We start from the raw sequence: 1,815 nt of genomic DNA on the forward strand, positions 1-1,815 counted from the left end.
CATTTGATGACACACCTACAACTAATCGCGAAACATGGTCAATAGCAGGTGGTGAGGCTGGTGCAGCGATATATACCTTCTTGCAACCCGGTATTTATGCGTACGTTAACCATAACTTGATTGAAGCAATTATGTTTGGTGCAGCAGCTCATGTATCAGTTGAAGGTGAATGGAATAATGACTTAATGGAACAGGTTCAAAAACCTGGTCCAATTCAATAAATCTAGTTGAATAAATTTGAAAGAATAGATTCATAGAGATAGTTATGATGAGATCTATTTTATTAATAATTCTATTTTTTGTGGGGGCTGCAGTAGCAGCTCCTACAGAGGTAGAACAACGAGTTGCATACACCTCATCACTGAATGCCATAGCCTCCTCTGCGATGAACTGGTATGGCAATTTGATATCAACAGATGAACAGGTGTCATTTGCTGCAACGGAACAGGTATGGGATGACTATCGCTCTCGTTATCCTAGCAACATTACTCAGATACAGATTATGAGTACTGACCTGACAAAACTAGATGTCTCGGAACGTTATCAATTTAAGGTTAAATCACTTATCACCTATAAAAATACCGATGATGTTGGTAGCCAATTAAGGGATGAGACATTTACATTTCAAGTAGCACTTCTAGCGAAACCCGTCATTATAAATATAGTTACAGATAAGACTGAACAAGCAAAAATAGTATCGACAGTAAAATTTAATCGCTCATATTATAAAGCACGCGAATTTGCCTACGCATGGTTAGCCCATCTTGATGGTGTCGGTGAGATGACATCAGTAATTCACGCTGAAAAGTGGCTAGATAATGCTAGTTACTCAATGAAAATAGGTGGTGACGAGGTTGAAGGAAAAATATCCGCTACATTGGCCAAGCGTAAACAGTATTTAGCAAAAGGTGGTCATTTATTACGGTCACTTGAAGTGAAAGAATTAAACAATAAATCGAATGTATTTATGCTGGATCTTATTATTGAGTGGGAAGGCGTCAATCATAAAGGAAAGCCAGTACAGGCTAAAATTCACCAAGAAATCGAATATAGAATACAGGACAATAATGCATGGCAAGTGATCTCAATTAAAGAGAAGCATTTACTGCCAGATAACGAGTCTTGGGTGAGGTTATTATGTTGAATAAGTTGATGAGGTTGACGGTTATTGCCTTACTAAGCTGGTCAAGCTTCGTTTCCTCAGAGGTTGAAACATTGCCTATTTTAAGTGGTGTGGGGGGAGACTTCTCTGCCATTAATGCTGACGGAGAAGCGATTGAATTTAGCCGCTTCATAGGCAAGGTTGTGGTTATTGCATTTGGTTACACTAATTGTGCGGATATTTGCCCCTTCACATTGGGATATTTAAAGCGACTCTATGCTGCTTTATCAGCGGATGAGCAGGAGAAAATGCACGTTGTATTTGTAACAATTGATCCGGAATACGATACGCCTGGGCATTTAAAATCTTTCATTGGTCACTTCAATAAAGACTTTATTGGTCTATCGGGAACACAAGAGCAAGTTGATTATATTGTGTCGCTTTATCAAGCAGAATATAACAAGTTATCAGCACTCAATGTACCCACAAAGGAGATTCGACGAGTTAACCCTAAACTATTTGCCGATGCAGAAGATGCTAAAGAAGATAAAGCATCACTTTATAGTCACACAGTGACACTTTATCTCATTGATAAAGAAGGCTACACACGAAGCCTTGAGTACACGGGCACACCTTTAGAAGAATTTACCAGCAAAATACGGCAGTTAATTAATGAATAGCCGACGAATTGTGAAAAGCATTCTCATGGTGTT

General features: G+C 38.8%; 2 protein-coding genes and 1 pseudogene. All 3 read left to right on the top strand.

What is annotated here, in order from left to right; genetic code table 11:
- Nucleotides 1-221, top strand: a pseudogene (locus AC3AYF_RS20590) (copper-containing nitrite reductase); the annotation flags it as partial.
- A 44-nt stretch (nucleotides 222-265) separates the two neighbouring features.
- Nucleotides 266-1,144, top strand: a complete 879-nt coding sequence (locus AC3AYF_RS20595; protein WP_487780335.1) for a hypothetical protein — start codon at nucleotides 266-268, stop codon at nucleotides 1,142-1,144.
- Complete coding sequence (locus AC3AYF_RS20600) at nucleotides 1,138-1,782, top strand: SCO family protein (RefSeq protein WP_487780336.1); 645 nt, start codon at nucleotides 1,138-1,140, stop codon at nucleotides 1,780-1,782. Before AC3AYF_RS20595 ends, AC3AYF_RS20600 begins: the two co-directional genes overlap by 7 nt.
- The last annotated feature ends 33 nt before the right edge of the window (nucleotides 1,783-1,815 follow it).

This window comes from Salinicola sp., from assembly GCF_982684285.1.

Excerpts from the sequence above, each read along its gene's own strand:
- AC3AYF_RS20600 (WP_487780336.1), top strand. The coding sequence starts at position 1,138 with ATGTTGAATAAGTTGATGAGGTTGACGGTTATTGCCTTACTAAGCTGG.
- AC3AYF_RS20595 (WP_487780335.1), top strand. The coding sequence starts at position 266 with ATGATGAGATCTATTTTATTAATAATTCTATTTTTTGTGGGGGCTGCA.